This window comes from Methylobacterium sp. UNC378MF, from assembly GCF_900103195.1.
Taxonomy (GTDB): Bacteria; Pseudomonadota; Alphaproteobacteria; order Rhizobiales; family Beijerinckiaceae; genus Methylobacterium.
Genome location: NZ_FMWU01000044.1, coordinates 10,748 through 30,668, shown reverse-complemented (window position 1 = coordinate 30,668; position 19,921 = coordinate 10,748). Strand labels below are relative to the sequence as shown.

The 19,921-nt window shown below is 61.7% G+C and carries 16 protein-coding genes; 3 read left to right on the top strand and 13 right to left on the bottom strand.

What is annotated here, in order from left to right; genetic code table 11:
* From BLT59_RS28615 to BLT59_RS28595, 4 genes are all read right to left on the bottom strand, one after another.
* Positions 1-149 (bottom strand): CsbD family protein (locus BLT59_RS28615; RefSeq protein ID WP_091786589.1); only part of this gene is annotated, 149 nt, incomplete at its 3' end.
* A 157-nt stretch (positions 150-306) separates the two neighbouring features.
* Positions 307-1,233: a PhnA-like protein gene (locus tag BLT59_RS28610; RefSeq protein ID WP_091789137.1), complete on the bottom strand. Its 927-nt coding sequence runs from the start codon at positions 1,231-1,233 to the stop codon at positions 307-309.
* Between the two features lie 50 nt (positions 1,234-1,283).
* Positions 1,284-1,790, bottom strand: coding sequence for a CsbD family protein (locus BLT59_RS28605; protein ID WP_091789134.1), 507 nt, complete (start codon positions 1,788-1,790; stop codon positions 1,284-1,286).
* A 337-nt stretch (positions 1,791-2,127) separates the two neighbouring features.
* On the bottom strand, positions 2,128-3,588 hold the full coding sequence (locus tag BLT59_RS28595; RefSeq protein ID WP_091789128.1) for a PAS domain S-box protein: 1,461 nt from the start codon (positions 3,586-3,588) through the stop codon (positions 2,128-2,130).
* A 202-nt stretch (positions 3,589-3,790) separates the two neighbouring features.
* On the opposite strand from BLT59_RS28595, the gene BLT59_RS28590 reads away from it, so the two are divergent.
* Together BLT59_RS28590 and BLT59_RS28585 are read left to right on the top strand one after the other, a co-directional pair.
* A complete protein-coding gene (locus tag BLT59_RS28590) occupies positions 3,791-4,279 on the top strand; it encodes an RNA polymerase subunit sigma-70 (RefSeq protein WP_210185999.1) in 489 nt (162 codons plus the stop codon).
* Positions 4,280-4,647: 368 nt separating this feature from the next.
* Positions 4,648-5,019 (top strand): hypothetical protein, encoded by a 372-nt coding sequence (locus BLT59_RS28585; protein ID WP_091789140.1) that lies wholly within the window; start codon positions 4,648-4,650, stop codon positions 5,017-5,019.
* A gap of 37 nt (positions 5,020-5,056) precedes the next feature.
* Here BLT59_RS28585 and BLT59_RS28580 read toward each other — a convergent pair whose 3' ends face one another.
* Positions 5,057-6,385, bottom strand: coding sequence for an alpha-amylase family glycosyl hydrolase (locus tag BLT59_RS28580; protein WP_091789122.1), 1,329 nt, complete (start codon positions 6,383-6,385; stop codon positions 5,057-5,059).
* Positions 6,386-7,136: 751 nt separating this feature from the next.
* Here BLT59_RS28580 and BLT59_RS30940 point away from each other — a divergent pair.
* Positions 7,137-7,952: a hypothetical protein gene (locus tag BLT59_RS30940; RefSeq protein WP_139174146.1), complete on the top strand. Its 816-nt coding sequence runs from the start codon at positions 7,137-7,139 to the stop codon at positions 7,950-7,952.
* Positions 7,953-8,829: 877 nt separating this feature from the next.
* Here BLT59_RS30940 and BLT59_RS28575 read toward each other — a convergent pair.
* From BLT59_RS28575 to BLT59_RS28545, 8 genes are all read right to left on the bottom strand, one after another.
* Complete coding sequence (locus tag BLT59_RS28575; RefSeq protein WP_091789119.1) at positions 8,830-9,666, bottom strand: hypothetical protein; 837 nt, start codon at positions 9,664-9,666, stop codon at positions 8,830-8,832.
* Between the two features lie 18 nt (positions 9,667-9,684).
* Positions 9,685-9,939, bottom strand: a complete 255-nt coding sequence (locus tag BLT59_RS30935; protein ID WP_139174145.1) for a hypothetical protein — start codon at positions 9,937-9,939, stop codon at positions 9,685-9,687.
* Positions 9,940-10,151: 212 nt separating this feature from the next.
* Positions 10,152-10,994 carry a M48 family metalloprotease gene (locus tag BLT59_RS28570; RefSeq protein ID WP_091789116.1) on the bottom strand — a complete coding sequence of 281 codons (843 nt, stop codon included), beginning with the start codon at positions 10,992-10,994 and terminating at the stop codon, positions 10,152-10,154.
* Between the two features lie 374 nt (positions 10,995-11,368).
* Positions 11,369-14,431 (bottom strand): type I restriction endonuclease subunit R, encoded by a 3,063-nt coding sequence (locus BLT59_RS28565; protein WP_091789113.1) that lies wholly within the window; start codon positions 14,429-14,431, stop codon positions 11,369-11,371.
* Positions 14,428-15,051: a retron system putative HNH endonuclease gene (locus tag BLT59_RS28560; RefSeq protein ID WP_091789110.1), complete on the bottom strand. Its 624-nt coding sequence runs from the start codon at positions 15,049-15,051 to the stop codon at positions 14,428-14,430. Before BLT59_RS28560 ends, BLT59_RS28565 begins: the two co-directional genes overlap by 4 nt.
* Positions 15,052-15,053: 2 nt before the next feature.
* Positions 15,054-16,403 (bottom strand): AAA family ATPase, encoded by a 1,350-nt coding sequence (locus tag BLT59_RS28555; protein WP_091789107.1) that lies wholly within the window; start codon positions 16,401-16,403, stop codon positions 15,054-15,056.
* Positions 16,400-17,647, bottom strand: a complete 1,248-nt coding sequence (locus BLT59_RS31645) for a restriction endonuclease subunit S (RefSeq protein WP_210185998.1) — start codon at positions 17,645-17,647, stop codon at positions 16,400-16,402. The genes BLT59_RS28555 and BLT59_RS31645 overlap by 4 nt, the downstream gene beginning before the upstream one ends.
* The gene (locus BLT59_RS28545; protein WP_091789104.1) at positions 17,644-19,647 is read right to left on the bottom strand and encodes a type I restriction-modification system subunit M; all 2,004 of its coding nucleotides are present in this window, start codon (positions 19,645-19,647) and stop codon (positions 17,644-17,646) included. Before BLT59_RS28545 ends, BLT59_RS31645 begins: the two co-directional genes overlap by 4 nt.
* Positions 19,648-19,921 lie beyond the last annotated feature (274 nt).

The following is a 19,921-nucleotide window of genomic DNA, read 5'->3' as shown; positions in this document are numbered from 1 at the left end:
CCCACCGTCTTCTGCGCCTCGCCCTTCAGCTCCTGCGCCTTGCCCTCGGCCACCAGCTTGTCGTTGCCGGTCGCCTTGCCGGCCGCCTGCTTGACGTTGCCCACCGCCTCGTTGGCCAGGCCCTTGATCTTGTCGGTCGTGCTGCTCATCGCGTGCGCTCCTTGGGGGTTGGGGTCGGGGTCAGGATGTCCGGTCGGGCAGGTTCCGCCCGCCGGGGTGGACGGCCCCCGCACGGTGGCGGGCGCCGAGGGGGGTAAGCGGACGAACGATCCGGGGCCGAACGATCCGGGACCGGGCCGCGGCCGCTCAGACGCGCCGGGTCTCGTAGGCGCCCGGCAGGCTCGCGGGCTTCGGCGCGCCCAGGCGGCCGCCGAAGAAGGCGGCGAGCGCGCCCAGGATCAGCGCCAGCGCCGCGTAGAAGGCGCCCTGCGTGGCCGCAGACTTCGCCGTCACGGCCGCGGCCTCGGCCTTCTGCTTAGCGGTGGCCACCGCCTGATCGTACTGCTTCTCGTAATCCTGGATCTGCTGGCGGGCCTGATCGACCGGGATGTTCTGCGCCTTGGCCAGGGCGTCGGCCGCCCGCGCCTCGGCCTGCTGCTTCTGCGCGGCGTCCCCGGTGAACAGCGCCTTGATCGCCGCAACCGCTGCGTCGCGGGCCGCCTGCGGATCCTGGCCGGCGGTCTGCTGGCGGACCTTGTCCTCGATGCCGTCCAGCGGGTTGGCGATCTTCGACAGCGACGGTGCGGCCGCCTGGGCGGCGGTCTGGACGCTGCCGCCGACGAGGCTGCCGGCGCCGCCGAGCGCGCCCGAGACCGTGCCGAGCGTGCCGCCGACGAGGCCGCTGGCGGCCGAGGTCAGCAGGTACAGGACGACCAGCGTCGTCACCGCCCAGGAGACCAGCCCGTGCAGGGCGGCCGCGCCCGGCAGGGTCTTGCCCGAGAGCCGGCCGGCGATGAGGCCGCCGGCCAGGGAGGCGACGAGGCCGGAGGCGACGAACCACACGCCCGCGCCCATCGAGACGGCGGAGGCCGAGGGGTTGTCGGCGGCGGTGGTGCCGACCGAGGCCAGCCCGACGCCGACGCCGACGAGGTTGACGATCACCTGGGTGACCAGCGCGGTCACGGCGCCGGCGAAGATCGCGCCCCAGGAGACTTGGTTGAGCAGCACGGCACGCGTGTCGGCCTGCGCGGCTGTGGTGGCGAGAGGGGACGCCGTGGTCTGGATCGTGGTCACGCTTTCACTCCGGGTTAGTCGGTCGTTCGTAGCCGTGTGGCTGTGGTGGTTCAGTCGCGGGTGGCGCTGACGAGCAGGCCGAGGCCGAAGCCGACGGCACCGGCGATCAGCAGGGAGGCGAGCGGGTACTCGGCGACCTGGTGGCTCACCTCGCGGGTGCCCCGGCGCAGGACGTGGCCACCGCGCTCGTAAGCGTCCTCGGCGTAGTCGGCGGCCTCGTCCGCCGCGCGGTACACGGAGCGCTGCGCCCGGTCGAAGTGCTCCTCGGCCGCACCCTGCGCGCGGCGGGCGCGGTGCTCGACGTCGTCGGAGCCGACGAGGCCGCCCACGGTGTCGCGGATCTTGCCCCCGATGTCGCGGGCGGTGTCGGCGACGTGCTCGGCCGCGTCGCGGACGGTGTCCTTGGCCTGTCCGTACAGGTTCTCGGCCTGCCCGGCCGCCTGGCGGGCGCGACCCTCGACCGAGTCCCGCTGGGAGCCGGTGAGGTCGCCCACCGCGCCCTGCACCTTGCCGCCAAGCTCCTTGGCAGCGCCCGTGATCCGATCCGTATCAACCATGTCGTTCTCCTCGTGTGATCGCGTTCGTCGTGGGCGGCGTCTCGCCGCGAGGCGCCGGATGACATCCGTCAGCGATGACCCGAGCCCGCGGGCCCGGCTCCGTCGGTCTTCGCTGCGCAGGCGCCGCGCTTCTGGCGCCGACCCTCGGTCTCCGTCCGGGCACTGCCGGTGAGTGCGCCGACGGCCTCCTTCACCGAACCTCTGATGTGCCCGGTGGAAGTCGTTGTCCTGTCTTCGGTCGCGAATTCCCCGTCCTGCTGGAGAAGCCCCGCGCCGCGAGGCAGATGTGGGCAAATATCTGCCGTTCAATGATTAGAACATACTAGTACGGCGGTATTCATCCGTCAGAGATGCTCAGCGGGAAGCCGTTCTCGCGCCCCCACACGACGGCCTCGCTGCGCTTGTGGATGCCGATCTTGCGGTAAAGCGCGGCGCCGTGGTTGCGCACCGTGTTGCGTGACAGCCCGAGCTTGCGCGCGATCGCGTCGTCGCTCAGCCCCGAGCAGATCAGGTTGAGGATCTGGCGCTCGCGCACCGTCAGGTTCGGGGCTTCCCCGTCGCCGGCCTCCCGGCCCGGCCGGCGCAGGTTGGCGAGCTTCTCGATCAGGCCGCGGCTGAACCAGGACGTGTCGGCCATCACGGTCTCGATGGCGTCGAACAGCTCCCGCTCGGTATGCTTGCGCTCGGTGATGTCCTGGAGGACCAGCAGCACGAAGGCGGCCTCGTTGATCTCGATCCGCTCGGCCGAGATCAGGCAGTCGAGGTTCGCCCCGCTCTCGTGACGCAGGCACACCTCGACGCCGAGCACGTAGCCCTGCCGCTCGAGCGCGGCCTCGACCTGCAGGCGCTGCTTGTCGGCGACCCACAGGCCGGCTTCCGCCAGCGAGCGCCCGACGATGCGGTCCTCGCCCAGGCCGAAGACCCGGCTGAACGCCTCGTTCACGCCGGTGACCTGGAAATCCTGTGCACGCGCCAGCACGGTGGGCACCGGCGTCATCCGGAACGCCTTGGCGAAGCGTTCCTCGCTCTGGCGCAACGCCGTCTCGGCCTTCCGGCGCAGCTCCAGATCCGCGAAGGTGAACAGCATGCAGGGCTCGTCGCCCATCTCGATCGGCTGGCCGGCGACGATCACGAAGCGGCCGCCGCCATCGGGCAGATCCAGGCAGGCCTCCATCTGCGGGATCGTGCCGCCGGCGTTGAGCCGCGCGATCGCGAGATCGCGGTTGCGGGCGCCGGCCAGGACGTCGACCTCGTAGACGCTGCGGCCGATCACGGCGTCCCGTGTGAAGCCGGTCATCTCCAGGAAGCCGGCATTGACCTTGACGTGGCGCAGGTCCGACAGGCGCGTGATGACGGCCGGCGCCGGGTTGGCGTTGAACGTCGCCTCGAACCGCGCCTCGGCCTCGAACTGGTCGGTGACGTCCTTGAGGATCAGCGCGAGGCAGCTCGGGTTGCCGTCGCGGTCGGTGGCCACCAGGCTGCGCAGCGAGTGGACGAAATCCTGCTCGGGCTTGTCCGCCCGCCGCACCTCGACGACGACGTCGTGGAAGCGCTCGCCGGCGACCACGCGCTCGATCGGGTACTGATTGGGCGTGACGTTGTTGCGGTAGCGCAGGCAGAACCGGTCGCGATAGGCATCGACGGTCGAGCCGAGCTCGTCGAGGCTCCCGGCACCGTGCATCGCCAGGGCGGCCTCGTTGGCGTAGGCGATGGTCTGGTCGGGCTCGACCAGGATCACGCCCTCGCTCAGGCCGGCGATGATCTGCCGGAGTTCATGCCGGTCGACGCCCGCGGTCACAGCTCGTGCATCCCTTCATGCCGTCACTGCCCGTTCGGCAGCGGGGCACAAACGGGTTGCGCACAAGCCGGTTCCCTCAACTAAGTTATTTTTCTGGTATACCCGCATCATTGACGCGGGCGGATTGCGCCAGAGATGAGTGCTCGCCGCGCCGAGGCGCCACGTCTGAGCGATTTCGTCGCATCCCCGAGCAGATCTGAGCATGCCGAACGTGCAACACATCGACCGACAAGTGCGCGTAGCCGCCGAACGCGAGGCCGTGATCTCCGGTGCCGCTGCGAGCCCGGGATCAGGTCTTGGCGAGCATTTCCCAGAAGTTGTAGAAAACGATGCGACATCGCGTTTGGGTCGCCTGCTCGCCCGGCTGTCGGAGGCGTCGGACGCCGCGGAGGCTCAGGGACAGGTCGCTGCCGGGTTCGGGCAGGATCTGATCGCGGCGGTGCCGCATCTGCGCCGCTGCGTGCATGCGCTGGCCGAAGATACCGTCGCGGGCGAAGACCTCGTCCGGCTTACCCTCCTGAAGGCCTGGACGCAGCGCGTCCGGTTCCTGCCCGGGACCGACATGATGGCGTGGCTCTTGGCGATCCTGCGCGACGGCTCCGTCAAGCACCCTCCGGCGGCGCTTGGCCGCACCAGCGTGCATGCCGCCGAGTGGTCCGACAAGGTCCGCATGAACCGGCGCTTTCCCTGACGTGACCCCGCCGCGGCCGAGCGTGTGCAGCCCCGTGGAAAGTCCGGCGTACCGGTATGAATCTCTCATGTCCATGAAGGCGTTAGGCGCCATATTGGGGTCGCGGGATCTGCCGTGGGGCTCGCCGCTGCCCACGGTTTCCCAACCCTTTGCCGAGGTTGTGCCGGGCGGATGGCCCTCTTGTCCGGCACGGCCGCGAGGCCGGACGCTCGCGCCACTCCGGGCGCGCGTCCGGCCCGTTGCCCTTCCACGGTCGGGCGAGTGTCGCGGGATGGCCGATCCCGGCCGGTCCGTTGCCGGCCGGCTCCTTCGATCATCCGCACGCGGATGAGCCACGCCCGCGACCCGCGATCACCACAGAGGAGACGATGACCCGACGTCGCGCTGCACAACTCGCGCCCGCCCTGTTCCTCGCCGTCGGCGTTCCGACGGGAGCCTCGGCGGCCAACCGCTTCGACGGAGCTTGGTCGGTCACAGCCACCGCGGAGAGCGGGACCTGCACGGGCCCTTACAGCTACCCCATCGTCATCCGGCACGGCCTCGTCGACGAGGCCGGCGGGAACGGCGTCGATGCGTCCGGCCGAGCCGGCGCGGACGGCCGGATCATCGGCACGATCCGCAAGGGGCTTGCCAGCGTCTCGGTCTCGGGCCGCCTGCGCGGATCCGCCGGGGCCGGCCGCTGGACGCTGTCCGGGCTCGGCGCCTGTGCCGGACGCTGGACGGCTCGCCGCACCGGGTAGGGCGGCGCCGCATTGCCGCAGGTGGGGCCCTCGACGATCACACGGCCAGGATGGCCCAGCCGTGGGCCGGGAGGGTCACGCGGGCGCCGGGGCCGCCGGGTTCCGTGAGATCGCCGTGGCCGGCCTCGATCGCCCGCGCCTCCGGCACCGGCAGCGGCATGGCCGCGTCGGCGAGGTTCAGGGCCATCAATACGCGCGCGGCGCCGTCGCCCAGCGCGAGCACGAGCTGTTCGTTGGTCAGGTGGAGGGTGCGCGTCCGCGCGCGGTGCAGCCCGGCATGACGGCGCCGGAGCGCGATCAGATCCTGATGCAGCCGGTAGATCGGCCAGCCGTACGGGGCGAGATCCGCGGGCAGCGGCGGGAAGGCCGGCCGGACGGCGTCGTCGCCGCCGACGCGCTCCTCCTTCACGCCGCGGAAGGCCTGCTCGTCGCCGGCGTAGATCGAGGGCGTTCCGCCGCAGGTCAGCAGGATCGCGAGCGCATGCGGCAGGTGCCGCTCGTCCGTGAGCCGGCTCGCGATCCGCGTCACGTCGTGGTTGCCCACGAAGGTCAGGGGCACGAACCGGTCGAGATAGCCGTTGTGCCGGTCCAGGGCATGGGCCAGCTCGAACAGGTTGCGGTCGTTGAGGGCGCTCCAGATCGCCTTCCAGAGTTCGTACTGGGTCACCGCATCCAGGCCGGTCTCCTGCACGAAGCGGGCGTAATCGCCGTGGATCACCTCGCCGACGATGTAGGCCTCCGGATGCGCGAGGCGGACTTGCCGGAGCACGCGCGCCCAGAAATGCGGCGGCACCGCGTAGGCCGCGTCCAGCCGCCAGCCATCGGCGCCACGGGCGATCCAGTGGCTCATGACGGCGGCGACGTGGTCGGCGACCCGCGGATCGTCGTGGTTGAGCGTGACGAGCTGCCGGTGCCCCTCGAAGCAGGCGTAGTCCGGCTCGATGCCCGGGCCGGAGCCCCGCGGCCAGGACAGCCTGAACCAGCCGGCCTGTTCGGATTCGGGCCCGTGCCGCAGGACGTCCTGGAAGGCCGGATGGGCCCGCCCGACATGGTTGAACACGCCGTCGAGCAGGACGCGCAGACCGCGGGCACGGGCCGCCGCGATCAGCGCGTCGAAATCGGCCGCGTCGCCCAGGCGCGGATCGATGCGGAAGTGGTCGATCGTGTCGTAGCCGTGTGTGGAGGCCGCGAAGATCGGCCCGAGCGCCAGCCCGGACACGCCGAGGTCGACCGCGTAGTCGAGCCAGTCCCGGATGTGGGCGAGGCGATGCGCGACCGGCGCGGCCGGATCGGCTTGGTCGGGGGCGCCGACGAAGCCGAGGGGGAAGACCTGCCACCAGATGGCCTGTTCGATCCAGGGCGCCACCCGACCTCCGCTTGTCGCCAATCGGGAGCGAACCCGGTTCCGCCGCAATGGTTGCAGGGGGCGTCAGTCCGGCCTCAGCCTCGACCGCCGGTTTTGCGGATCACGATGGATCGGAGCCGCCCGGGCCTCGCTTCCCTCGGCGAAGGATGCACGCCTGGGCCAAGGCGCGCGTCGCGAGGCGGCCCGAGGCACCCCATCCATCCACGCTCCGGATCAGGATGCGGTCGCCGCCATGGCAGGCGCGGTCAGGGGCGAACACGGCGCTTGAGATCGGTGGTCGAACGGGCGGTGCAGGTCGCGAAGATCGTCGCGGGCTCCTGCTAAGTCCTGGCTGCGACAGCGATATCGCCGCGGCGCCAGGATGCTGACTTGTCACCAGGAAAGCCTGGTGGAGCTGAGGGGAAGTTCTAACCTACCCCTGCCGCCTCAATCGGATCAAGCACTTAGCGCGCGTGCGTCGCTAAAATGTGTATCAGCTTTGTGCCTCAGCGCAAGCGGACCGGGAGTGGCCGAGCGGAGGGATGCTTCGCCGGAAACAATTTCCTCAATTAAATCAAAGGATTATCTCGCTGTGTTCCCAGGGTTCAGGGGACGATAACTGGAAGTTTGTATGGGATAGCCGTGCCCCTGAAAGGTCTGGTGTAGTGACTGCTCAGCGGTCCGGCCCGAACATGAAATCTTGGTTGCGTGTGAGTGAGCCTCGATTTACTCGATGTGGTCGCATCATAGGTTGACAGCCGGAGCGAGCAGAGTGGCAGGAGAGAAACGACCTAAAAGCCGCCAAGAAGCATCCTGGCTGTTAATCGCGATCCCGCTTTTAATTGCCATTGTAGGCAGTTTCTTCACTCCCGAGAGCATCAAAGATTTTACAGGTTTGCTAAGCGTCGTTATTTGGCCAGCGGCCCTGCTCATTATAATGTCTTGGTTTCGCCCGGAGATCGGACGTATTGTGGGTCGGGTTACAGAATTTGATGCGTTCGGCGTAAAGGCGAAGATTCAAGCTGAGTTAATCCAGTCTGCTCAGGAGGCCAAGGACAATCCTGGCAGCAATAAGTCACCGACTGAAAATCAAGTAGAACGAGCAAACGAGGTTAAGCAGATCGTCGGCAGCAACACCGACATCCTGAGAGCCCAGATAGATGATCTCGCTGAGGAATATCAGAGCCTTCGCGCATCACAGCCCTCCGGTCCAGACCGGACGCGAAAGATGGAGATTGTAGTCGCTAAGATGCGGACAATCGGCTTGGCAGCATATCCTCTTAGGTACGATCTGGCGAACTCGCCTTCGCCGGGCAAACGACTTCAAGCAATCGCATCGTTGCAGGTCAAGACCGATTACGAGATGCTGGACTGGCTCGCCAAGCGGGTGAAGGAAGAAAAACCGTTTGTGTCTTATCATGCTCTGGTTGCGCTTAACGTGGCCGCGAAAGGGAATTCGGCTAATCAGCACCGAGAAACATTGGTGGAAGCACTGCGTGTAGCAGAAAGCGGCAGCCAGCGATTTGGAACAGATACGGACAGGCATTCCATGCTGGAGCAGTTCAGGCACCGAGTAGAGCGTCTTTAATTCATATTTTTGCTGTGTGCTTGGCCGCTCAAGGTCTGCGGTGAGGTTGTTTGTTGCAGGGGTGACGACCGCTCGAAAAAAGTTCTGCCGGTGAACGCCTGCGTGCTCAAGTGGAAACGGCGGAAGTAGGTCCAGTTACCCGACCGACGGTTCCGCTTCACTTGGGGGAACTGACGCTTCGATGTAGGGCAATCTGTAGGGGAGAGCGTGGCGTCCTAACCCCTACGATATATGCAAAATTCCGATTGCGAGCGCCTTAAGGCGAATGGCGGAGACGGAGGGACTATGTGTCCAAAATCAGCCTAAGTCATTGGTCTGCCGAGATTTGTTCCCTGGCCTTTGGGATCAGGTGTGCCGTGCCCCAGTGACACCAGCTGACCATTTCAGCACCATGTAAGATGGTCAACGGTTGACGCTAGGAGGCTGTGGATGGGGCATTCCGGTCGGCAGGTTCTCCATCGGCGCGGCTCCCGAACCGGGGCTGACGGCTCCGAGCAAAATTCAACCAGCTTGACCATGCCAGGGTCAACTCACGACCCTTCTCAACGATCAACAAATAGGCCCGCCAAAGCGTTAAGAAGAGGCCGGCGAGAGCTTGGTCAGAAGCTGGCTTGCTCGGAATGTGTATCGGCTTCGACGCATAACCCCAGCAAGATCAAAGCTCGCTCTTTGATGGATCTTTGAAGCGACATAGAGGTGGGGTCGCGATCGGCGCAGTTGTTGATCCCATCTCCAACCAGATTTCAGCTCAAATTTTAACGTATTGAGCTGTATTTGGGAGCGGTGAGCCGTCGAAGGTAATTCACACCAGCTTAGGCTTGAAGCAGCTGGAGGGGCGAGCGCGATGCCCGTGTCGTTCAGTGCGTCGTGTCGAGCATCAGGGGAATACGAAGTACGGAGATGTGTTTCGGAACCCATTCGAGACCGCAATGCCGAAATCCTGCGCCTGGTGCGAACTGAGCGCAAGATTCGGCGATCCTGCTTTAAAGGTGGGACCAAAGGTCAGAAGGAGGTCGTGGGTCCGCGTACGGTTCGCACTTGCCAGCGGCAGCCCACCGTTGCCGGTCGCTATCTTCGTCAGCTTCCAGGTTGGGGTGATGCTGCCGCCCGATATGACGACGAATTTGATCCGATAGGATAGAAAGTCCTGCTTGTAGAACGAGTCGGATTTCTTCCCGCTGGACGAGGGGAGGTAGTTTCTGGAATTGAGGCCATCTATCAACCACTCGGTGATACCGAGTTCGCTTACCAGCAGTAGCGAGCTCCCCGAGGCCTGAGCACCTTCCGCGTCGCACGGGTTTCCGGTTCTGCTCTTGAGTCGATCGAGCTCCCAATAGGCTCCGAACTTGTCTTCCCGGGTGCTCTGGGACGATAAGGTGGCGCCCAGGCCGAGCGTGAAGGACTGGGAAGCTGGCAACGGATCTATCAAGGACACCCCGGGATTCAGAGCTCCCGTCTCGTCGACCTGCAGACTCAGGCTCAGCTGGACCGCCCAACCGGGCGGCAGGATGCCCTCGGAGCGACTTGCAAGGACCGCATCGACGATGCTGCAGTAGATCTTCTTCTTGATCTTATACTCGAGCTCGCCGCCGGCGCTGAAGTCGGACAGTTTTCCCTTGGTCTCCCACGGTTCCTGGATTTGGGGAACGTAGGTGCCGCAGGCGCCGAGGAGACTAAAGATGAATGTTGAAGTCAATATGCCCTTGAATGCCATGTCGGCCGTCTGCCCAAATTATCGGGGTTCGATGATGTAATCTGGGCATGTGAACTTGCACACTTTCTGGCCATCGACGTTTTTTACACGCACGCGACAATGGCTAATCGGGCACAGCACGGACTCTGCTGGTTGACCAAGCGGATCTGTTATGATGGCGCAGCCGCGGATCTTGCCTGTTGGGCAGGTGATCAGCTTTTCGGCATCCGCCGACGAGATCAGCATCGCCGAGACCACAATCGCTGCTGCGAACCTTAGGCAGATATTCGACATTGAAGTTTCCGCGCAATAAATTCGGCAGTACGAGTATCGAACCTGCTGTTGTTCCAGCGCAACGTTCACAAGTCATGCGCGATTCGCAATCGCGGTTGCGCGATAGGCCTACGTTTGCAATCCTGAGTGTCAAATTCGCAACAGTGCGGACTCGCTTCCGGAAACTATTTATCAAAAGAAAGTAATAACTTATAGAAATACAATTATTAAGGCTACTCGGATCGATAAATTACTTTGCTCGGCTTGTCGGTTCGACATCTTTCGAAGGCCCGCAAAAGCTCGGATGTTTCGGGGCTATGTACGAGAATATCATTCACGGTCAGTATCCGAAGCTCGAAATTTGGGTGACTTGCACCTCGATCGGCGAACAGATACGTCGAACAGAGCGCCGTACCGCCGAAATTCTCAAGCGACCTGACTGCCTGTAAGTTGAGTGACGCCTTTGAAATATCCATCTGCACATACATCGAATTCGAAAATCCCGACGTGCTTTCCTTATCATCCGCGGATTTCAGAAGGGTCTGAGCGGCAAACTTATCTGCGGCAAGTTCCTTTTGTTTCAGCTCATTGTCATCGTAGTTAAAGTCGCCCTTTGCCTGATCGATGTGACCTGCATCGTTCTGATTTATATGCCCTATTTCGTGCAGGAGCATAAATGCCAAAATGTATCGTTCGTCCAGCTTTGACATTTGCGGAAGCTTCTCGGAGTAGCTAAAAATATTGCTCCGATACGCACCCACTTGCAAGAATATGCAATTGCAGGACTTGAACGGCACCTGGAGGACGAAGGCCGGTTTGGTCGGACGGATCAGATACACCTTGACGAGACTCTTTTCGTCCGGCCCGATGCGGCTCCTCTCCCATGACGGCGTCAACTTGTACTTGGACGCGGAGCCAAGAATGGAGTTTGTGAGGTCGATGGTCTTACGGGCAAAGTCGCGGTCCGTGGTAGCCTCCTTGTAGTCCGCGGCCGTAACGGGATCGGGGTCCTTCTCGGCCGCCGCTGGGAGAAGCAGCGCGGCGATACAGGCGGCGGCGAATACCCTCGTCGACATGCTTCTCTCTTGGAAAGAGGTGTAACTTCTTGGCCATCCTATGCCAGTTCACAAGAACGCGGTACTATATCACACGTGGTCCAGCGGAATCGGGAACGGCACCGTCGGATCGTACGGCGTGTTCCGATTCGACGCGAATGGGTGGTCTGGCCATCCCGGATGCTCTGCTCGACATCGACAGCAACGCCGTGGCGATGGACATCTCTTGATGTGGTCTCCATGCTCCTAGACCGATACCCCGAAACGCTTCCAGTCCGGTCCGTTCCCGCGGTCGAGTTCATTATAGACGCTTCACAAATGCCGAACTGGTACGCGTCCCTGAAAATTGCGCGCACGGTTGCGATGAACCTGGGCCTGCTCCTTTGGGCTGTTAGTCAAGGATCGCCAATAATCGCTTCGTCAGTTAACTGCCGCCCCGGAAGAGGTAAACGCAGTTTGCGATAAGCTTCCGATGAAAGCCAACCCGTAATGATTTTTTGAAATGATTTGTCGTTCATAAATCGCGCGAAAATTTCCTCGTTCTGATCCATTCTTTCGATAAACAACGCCTCAAGAATGTTTTTGAAGACCAGTTCGAACTTGTCGCCGGGATTGACGGCCGCGGCCTGTTTCAGCCCCGGGTCGGAGATCGCTGCTTCCACAATCTGATCTAAGAACAGCTGATCGGCTTGATTGAAGTCAGTGCCAAATCGGTCGTTGACGACATCGATGAGCCGCGACAGCCGAACCGCTTCCTCGTGCAGCGCACCGGTTCCAACCTCAGAAGGACCATCGAGCCGGTTGGCCTGACCGTCGCTGAGGCTGATGGAGCCTTCGCTGATCTTTTGAAGGCGATAGTATTCTAGCCGCAGCTCGTCGTCGAACTGGTAAGCCGGCCCGGCGCCCCGCTTCGGAAGTTTGGTCGCGAGGTGGCGCAAGAAAACGTGGAGACGTTCGAGATCGGTGTCCTGATAAGGGATAATCTGGCTAAGGAAGCCGTAGAGGCTGCCAAAGGCCGTCAGCTTGCCGCGCCACAGCTCGGCCTCGTCAGGCTCCTGCTGCTGAAGCTCCTTGAAACGGGCAACGCACGGATCAAGCGCCGCATTCATCAACTGATGATCGGTCGGACTCTGGCGTTGACGCGGCTTGAAATAGACGGTGCTAAAGCGTTCAACATCGGTCGTCAGATAGATGCCGTAAGCGTCTAGTTCGCCCTGGATCTCATACATTCGCGCCGGGTCGACGTCCTCGCCAACCTCTGCGCCCTCGTAGTAGGTCTTGAATGCCCCACGGATTTCAGCACGCTCGTTGACGAAATCGAGGACAAAGGTGTCCTCCTTCAACGGATGAATGCGGTTCAGTCGCGATAACGTCTGCACCGCCTGGATGCCCGCAAGCCGCCGATCGACATACATCGTGTGAAGCAGGGGTTGATCGAAGCCTGTCTGATATTTTTCCGCGACAAGCAGCACCTGATATTCCTGCGTGGCGAAGATCTCTGGCAGCTCCCTTTCACGGACGCCGAGATTCATGCCCTCCTCGGTGTAGGTTACGTCCTTCATCTTGTCGTCCGTAACGACTCCGGAGAATGCCACGAGCGACTTGATGGCATACTCCTTCTCCTTGATGTAGCGGTCGAAGCTCTGCTTGTAGCGCACCGCTTCGAGGCGTGAGCCTGTAATCACCATTGCCTTGGCCCGGCCGCCGATCTTGTGCTGGGTGGCAGCGTGGAAATGCTCGACCATAACTTCGGTTTTCTGGGCGATGTTGTGTGGATGCAGCTTGAGGAAGCGCGCCAGCGCGCGCGCCGCCTTCTTGCGCTCGACATTGGGGTCGTCCTCGCTCGCCTTCAGGAGCCGGAAGTAAGTAGCGTAGGTCGTGTAGGTCTTCAGCACGTCGAGAATAAAGCCTTCCTCGATCGCCTGCCGCATTGTGTAGCGATGGGCGGGCTTGTCATCGCGGCCGAACACCTTAAGCGTCTTATGCTTAGGCGTCGCGGTGAAGGCGAAAAAGCTTAGGTTCGTCTGCCGTCCCCGCTTTGCCATCGAGCGGTAGAGCTCCTCGACGTCTGCCTCGTCGTTCTCTGCCATGAAACTCGCGGCCTCCTCGCGAAGGCCCTGGCCGCCGAGGACTTCCTTGAGATCGGTCGCGGTTTCGCCGCCCTGCGAGCTATGCGCCTCGTCGATGATCACGGCGCAGCGACGCGCCTTCAGGATGCCGCTATCGGCTTGACCGCGCTCCTCGGCCATCTTGGCGAGCTGGCGCGAGACGAAGGGGAACTTCTGCAAGGTGGTGATGATGATCGGCACGGCGCTGTCGAGCGCTTCGGCCAGCTGGCGCGAGCTCTCGTCGATCTTCTGCACTACGCCATGCTTGTGCTCGAACTGGTAGATCGTGTCCTGCAACTGCTTGTCCAGCACCACGCGATCGGTGATCACAATCACGCTGTCGAACACGCGTGCATTCTTGTCGTCATGCAAGGATGCCAGCCGGTGCGTAAGCCAGCCGATGGTGTTGCTCTTGCCGCTACCGGCAGAATGCTCGATCAGGTAGTTGTTGCCCACGCCCTCGCGCTGCGCCTGATCCACTAGCGAGCGAACCGCTTCGAGCTGGTGGTAGCGCGGGAAGATCATCGTCTCCTTTTTAACCTTCCGACCATGATCGTCGCGTTTCTCCTCGATTTGTAGATGGATGAAACGTGCCAGCAGATCGAGCAGGCTGTCACGCTGCAGCACCTCTTCCCAAAGATAGGCCGTGCGATAGCTGCGCCCCTTTGGATCGGGCGCATTGCCCGCGCCGCCATTGTTCCCCTTGTTGAAGGGGAGAAAGTGCGTGGCCTGTCCCGCCAGCCGTGTGGTCATGAACACGGTGTCGGTGTCGGCCGCGAAGTGGACCAGCATTCGCCGTTTGAACTCGAAGATCGGTTCGCGTGGGTCGCGATCATTGCGGTATTGCCGCAAGGCATGCTCGACCGTCTGCCCGGTCATCGGGTTTTTGAGTTCGACCGAGGCGACCGGAATCCCGTTGACGCTGAGCGCCACGTCCAGCGACTTCTCCGACGTCTTGGAGAAATGCAGCTGCCGGGTAACGCCGACGCGGTTGGCCGCGTAGCGCGCTTCGAGCTCGGGGTTGAGCCCGTGGGCCGCTTTAAAGAAGGCCACGCGCAAGGTCTTGCCATAGCATTTGAAGCCGTGGCGCAGGGTGGCGAGCGAGCCTTCCCGGTCCATCCATTTGGTGAGGTCAGTCAGGATCTGCGCGCCGGTCTTTTCGCCATGCAACGCTTCCAGCGACTTCCATTCCTTGGGCTGGGTGGAGCGGATGAAGGCCAGCATGGTCTCAGGAAAGATTGCTCGTTCGCGGTCGAACCCCGCCGCAGGTTCCGCCACGGCGCCATTGGCCAGCATGGTGGCTTCAATGACGGTCTCGAAAGTGCCTTCCGAATGCCGGGCGTGGTTCATGCGGCTGCGCCTCCCAGTTTCTGCCGAAGGAACCAGACCGCAACCGGGCTGAATGGCTGGTGCTCCGCCGCGTTCGTGCGATGATTAATTTGCTGCTGAACGCGTTGGCGCGCATTTGGTGTCGAACGCCACCAGCCTAGCACGGTATCCAAAACTGCCTTTCGATTGTTCTTCAGATAACTCAGATTCAAACCTAAAATGTCATTGATTTGCGCATTGAAATCATCATCGATGCCTACAACTGTCCCGTCGGCAAGATAACGCAGTCGGCTTTCGATAACGTGGGCTGCGTTCGCCGGATTCCACTTAAGGTCGCGGCTGGCCTTCTTCGTGTCACAGTGCTGTTCGTTTTGAGATTTCCCGTCACCACCGAGACAAGCACCGAGCAGATTGCCGTAGGCAAGTTGCTGCTGAGGATAGGTCGCCTGGCATTGCCAATGTTCGATCTTCATCGCGGTTGACACTGCCCGAATGCGCCCGGTGCAATAGCAGCACAACCCCCGTTGCTCGCCGACGAGCGCCCCGCGCAGATCGTCTTTCTGCGCGTAGTTGTCGTAGTCGCTGTGCGCTTGTGCCCGGTGTTGCGCGAGACTGTTCGGCTCGGCTCCCTTGATGATCATCCTCACGCGTCCCCCTCCATGAAGTCGAGAAGGGTTCTGGCGCGGGTGATCTCGGGGTCATCCTCTCCGATCTCGTCGGACAGAGTCTTGATTGCTTCCTTGGCTTCGTCGGCTTTACCGTCGCCGATAAGCTTGGCGATTTTGCCGATGGCGTCCTCGACGCCCGCGTTGCGCGCCTTCGTGTCCATCACCTCCTCCAGTACCCGGCTCGAGTCGACTCCGAAGGAGCGCGAGGGCAAATAGACCTTGCCGTCCTTGATCATCTGAATTTTCTCGTGCGGCACTTCGCCAATCACTTGCGGCGAATGGGTGGAGGCGATGAACTGGCAACTCGGAAATGTCTTTTCGAGGTTGCCGACGATCTTCCGCTGCCACTGCGGATGAAGATGGAGGTCAATCTCATCGATGAGGATGACTGCCTCAGCGCTGGTCAGAGGATCTGACAGCCGTGGATTGGCCTGCGCGAGACGCTTTGCAATATCGAGGATGAGCGCCAAGACACTGCGCTCGCCGTCGGACAGCTGACGCACATCAAGGGTTGTTCCGTTGATGTCGATTTCGACCCTTGATTTGCTTTTGTTTGATGGCCGCAAGTTCGAATAACCCGGCAGAAAGCGTTCAAGCGCAGCGCTGATCCCATCGACGAGATGTCGCGAAGCGGGTCGCTCGGACGCAAGTACGATTTGGGCGCGCATCCAGTCGGCGAACTGGCGAAGGCTGAGGGCATTCGATTGGAGCGCGTTCACATAGGCAAGCTGGCTGGTGCCGGCGGCTGATTTCCGTTCCGCCTGCTCATTCATGATCGACCGGGCGGTGGAATAGTGGATCATCAACGGCGCGCTGAATTCATTCCTCGCTTGATTGATAAAGTATTCCTTTGATGGATAGAAATATGTTGGATCTGCGGGAGTAATTGTCTCATGTAAGTCGCGCAACTGGCTACGCAGTCGCTTATTTGGACGTGTTGTCTCGATGATTCTCCGGCGCAAGAGGTCAACATTTTCCACATTGTCGGTGGCGAATTGGGTCCGCCATTCACGTAACCGGACAAACGCATCGTCGTCGTCATCACCAATAATCTTTGAGTGAGTGTTTGCATAGAAGCTGACATGAAGACTTGCTTCGGCGAACGGCGCATCACCATGGATGTCATCGATGGCAAAGCCGAACGGTTTGAACGGCGTTCTCTGAACGGCGGACAGAAGATGAGAGCCGCAGAAACGGATCGCGTCGAGCGCCGTGCTCTTGCCAGCGCCATTGATGCCGATGATCAGATTGAAGCCGGGATTGAAGCTGAACTCGGCCTCGTCAAAAGCCCTCACATTATCGAGCGATAGCCGCGTGATCTTCATGCCGCCTCCGAGATGTCGATCTGGCCGGTGACGGCGGCGGCGATCAGCGCGCCGCGGCGCTCCTTCAAGAGCGTGATGGAATGCTCGGTGGCGGCGCGCAATCGGTCGATCTTGGCCGTTTCGGAGGCGATGTGGCGAACGATCTCGTGTTGTTCGACAAGTGGCGGCACGGGCCACCACGTTTCGAAGAACCCTTCTGGATAAAGCCGCAGCCGCGACGACCAGACCCCCTTGGAGTAGCGTGTCACTTCCTGCGCGAAGACGGGAATGCGAACCAGCGCATCGACGTAGTCTGGCAGCAGGCGTGTGCCTGGAGTGTAGACGTTGTAGGCTGGGCTCACGATGCCATCGACACGGGCCGTGCCCATGGCTCCCATCCAGGCCCAAAGAGTGTTGATTGCGAGGTCGCCGGCGAAGCACAGCTTGTACCCTGCCGTGCTCTCGGCCTCGAACATGTTCACGTCCTTCTCAGACCGTGGGGTGACACCGGTCAAATGGGAGACCGTCAGCATTTCCTCTTCGCCCGTTTCGGAGCGCTGGTCGCGTTCCGTGAATAGCCAGCGCGAGCGTTCAATCTCCCAATGCGCGGGGATGTCACCGAGCCAGTCGATGCCGGTGGGGCGCATGGGGGCGGCGGGGTTGAGCCCGCGCATGACCGCCTCGGCGACAATCGCCCGCCGCTTCTCGGCCAGAAGATCGAGCCACGCAACCTTCGTGGAGATCAACGTGTCGATGATGCCAATCTCCGTGTCTAGATATCGGCTAACTTGCCTTTGTTCGGAGATAGGTGGGACCGCAACGATGTAATTTCGAAGAAAATCTTCAGGGACTCGCTTCTGCCCTGCGGCACCTATCATTTGCGTTTCGCCGAGAATGCGGAACGCTGGATCAACGGTGATGTAGTAAAGGAATTTTCCGTCAAGGCTCGCGCCGGGCCGGAGAACATACAATTCCGTCGTGCCCAAGCCCATACCGGTCGCTGTGGAATTTATCAGCGCCCCTTTTCCATTCTCAAAGCAGGGCGTGATCTTCGCAACCACGACATCCCCATCAAAGAAAAGGGTATAGCCAGCCGAAGCCTCGTCGAAATTTATTACACGGGAAGTATCGAGTTCACCCTGTTCTCCGATCGCTTCCATAGGCAAAAAAGTGACGTCACCTGCCTCTTCCATAAGGCGACGGCCTGCGGCTAAGATTGCCTTGTTGAGTAGGAAACGTAGTCGCTTCTTGGGCCAATCGCTCATTCCGTTACCTCCCGCAGTAGCCGGAGGATTTCGTCTTCCGCCTTTTTCAGGTCCGCATCGATCTCGGCCAGATTGCGCGGCGGGGTGAACTTGTAAAAGTGGCGGTTGAAGTTGATTTCGTAGCCGACCTTGTCCTTGGTCCGGTCCATCCAGGCATCCGGCACATGGGGCAGCACCTCGCGCTTGAAATAGGCGTCGATATCCTCCTTCAGCGGCACGTTCTCGAAATCGCGCAAGTCGGCATCGGCCTCGAATCCCGAGCCTTTCTTCACAGCCGCGCCCTTCGCGTCCTTCACGGTGAAGACCGTGCGGAACAGCTTTTCCTCCGGCGCCTTCCAGCGCGAGCCCGCCTTTTTCAAGAGCTTTTCGATGCTGGCCCAGACGGCGTTCCAATCGAGATGCGGCTCACGGCCAAGCGCCTTGTCGATGGCCTGAATATCGGCCAGCAGATGCGGCGCGACATCGAGGAAGCGCGCCTTGTCCTCCACGCTCATCTGGTAGCGCAGCTTCAGGGGCCGCTCGATGGTGACGCGGGTGTAGCCGAAGTCCGCATTGTCGAAGAGCTTGGATTTCTCGTTCGCCGCGAACCGGCCATAGAGCCGGACGATATCGGCGATCTGGTCGGGCTCGTCCTTCCGCTTTTCCCCATCAGGCGCTTTGCCTTCACCAATCTTGCGGCGCTTGTCGCCTTGGCTCCGATCCATAGGAATCCACGTTTCGCGCGCATCGACAAGCTGGATTGTGCTCTTGCGCTCCTTGGCCTTTCGGTTGGTGACGATCCAGATATAGGTGCCGATGCCGGTGTTGTAGAACATCTGCTCCGGCAGGGCGACGATGGCTTCCAGCATGTCGCGCTCGATGATCCAGCGACGGATTTCGCTCTCGCCGCCGCCCGCGCCGCCGGTGAACAGGGGCGAGCCCGAGAACACGATGGCCGCGCGCGAACCATGTTTCTGCGCCTTCGAGTTCACGTCCTCGAACTTTGAGATCATGTGCTGAAGGAAAAGCAGCGAGCCATCGTTCACGCGCGGCAGGCCCGCGCTCCAAGGGCTATCCTTGGGAGCCTTTTCATGCCGGCGAACAATTTCCTTCTGCTGCCTCTTCCAGTCTACTCCGAACGGCGGATTGGCGATGAAATAGTCGAACCTCTGGTTTTCAAACCGGTCGTCCAGAAAACTGTCGCCGAATTGAACGTTCTCGCCGCCGCCGTTGTGGTCCACCTCCTTCATGAGCATGTCGGAAGCGGCCGTGGCGAAAGCGCGCTTGTTGTAGTCTTGTCCATAAACGTAGAGTTTCGCTTCGCTGTGATGCTCGCGCATGTAACGTTGCGCGCCTGCGAGCATTCCGCCCGTACCGCAAGCTGGGTCGAGCATTCGCATCGCGACGCCTGGCTTGCTGAGCAGGCCGTCCGCATCCAGGAACAGCAGATCGATCATCAACGTGATGACCTCGCGCGGCGTGAAGTGATCGCCGGCCGTCTCGTTCGCAAGCTCGTTAAAGCGACGGATCAGGTTCTCGAAGACGAGGCCCATCTGTTCGTTCAGAACCTTGCGTGGGTGTAGATCGACTTCGCAGAACTCCTTGATGACGAGATAAAGGATGTTAGCCTCGCTCATCCGCTCGATCTCGGTGCCAAACTCGAAGTAATCGAAGATGCGGCGCACGTTCGCGGAAAAGCCGTTAATGTAGCTTGTCAGATGGCTGTGGATGTTGTCAGGGTCCCCCTTCAGCTTCTCGAAATCGAGCGGCGAGCGGTTATGGAAGCGGTGGCCAGAGGCCTTGTTCAGCATGCGGTCAAGCGCATCGTCCTCCAATTTACCGCCTTTGCGACGCTCGAACTCCGCCAGCACCTGGGGCTTGGTATCCGCCAGCACGCAATCGAATCGGCGCAGCACGACGAGCGGTAGCATCACCCGCTCGTACTGCGGTGGCCGATAGGGTCCGCGTAGCAGGTCAGCAATCTGCCAGATTAGGTTCGCAAGCTCGGAATGGCTGGCCATGCTAAGCCGCCCTCCGGATGCTGACCACCGGTTCATTCACCTCCTTCACGCCCTCGTCCCTTCGCTGTTTGGAAGTATCGCCCTGGCTCATCGTTTCGCAGCCGTTGCGGAGAGACGCTCGTATTCTCGACTGCCGTAACGATCACAACGAAACCACCATATGCTTCGATCGCGGCCGGTTCGCCTCCCGCTAGATCGATCAACCGGCGGGTGTCGTTCTCTGCGTCTCGCGCGGACATGCGTTGAATGACGCCCTCAGGAGCGGAGGTACGTT